The sequence below is a fragment of the Peribacillus sp. P4_D6 genome, assembly GCF_056401795.1.
In genome coordinates, this window is sequence record NZ_JBFUIQ010000366.1 from 1 (window position 1) to 856 (window position 856).

Sequence of the window (856 nt, forward strand, 5' to 3'; positions counted from 1 at the left end):
GGTGTATCCTACGCTAATATTAACAATTCCTACTGGGGATCAAGCTTTGTGAAGGCAGTCCGAGTCCTAAACTAAATGATGGTGGCAGTAAACGATAAAAAGCAAAAAAGCGTGTTTCGATAAATGATCATACACGCTTTTTTGCTTATGATAATGTTAACTAGCCGCCAACCTTCATCACTGAAGACCTTTTCAGAAAGTATACTAATAAGAAGAGAGTTTGCCTGAGCTTTTTTCTTTCAAAAACGTTCCAGTCGATTCCAGAAATCCGCTCTCTTTCCGCCGACTGTCGCCATGCCTCCTCAAAGCAAACGCCTGTGGTGTCTCGGCTAGCCAGTTATTCGGCAGGAGTGTCGCATTTTTCTTCCATCCTTTAAGGACTAATGTAAAAAAAACTCAAGGATCACCTCGTCTTAAACTTGGTTCGGGATGAGCCTAGCCTACGTTTTTTTCTTAAATTTGATTCCAGTCGATTCCAGAAATCCGCTCTCTTTCCGCCGACTGTCTGCCAAGCCTCCTCGACGTAAACGTCTCCGGGGTCTCGACTAGCCAGTTACTCGGCAGGAGTGTCGCATTTTTCTTCCATCCTTTAAGGACTAATGTAAAAAAACTCAAGGATCACCTCGTCTTAAACTTGGTTCGGGATGAGCSTAGACTACGGTTTTTTCTTAAATTTGATTCCAGTCGATTCCAGAAATCCGCTCCCTTTTCCGCCGATTTTCTGCCCAGTTACCTCAAAGCAAACGCCTGTGGTGTCTCGGCTAGCCAGTTACTCGGCAGGAGTGTCGCAAATTTCTTCCATCCTTTAAGGACTAATGTAAAAAAACTCAAGGATCACCTCGTCTTAAACTTGGTT

1 protein-coding gene is annotated in these 856 nt (G+C 43.9%); it reads right to left on the reverse strand.

The window, feature by feature from the left end; genetic code table 11:
• Window positions 1-453: 453 nt before the first annotated feature.
• Window positions 454-615: a hypothetical protein gene (locus tag AC1DVB_RS27620; RefSeq protein ID WP_454862056.1), complete on the reverse strand. Its 162-nt coding sequence runs from the start codon at window positions 613-615 to the stop codon at window positions 454-456.
• Window positions 616-856 lie beyond the last annotated feature (241 nt).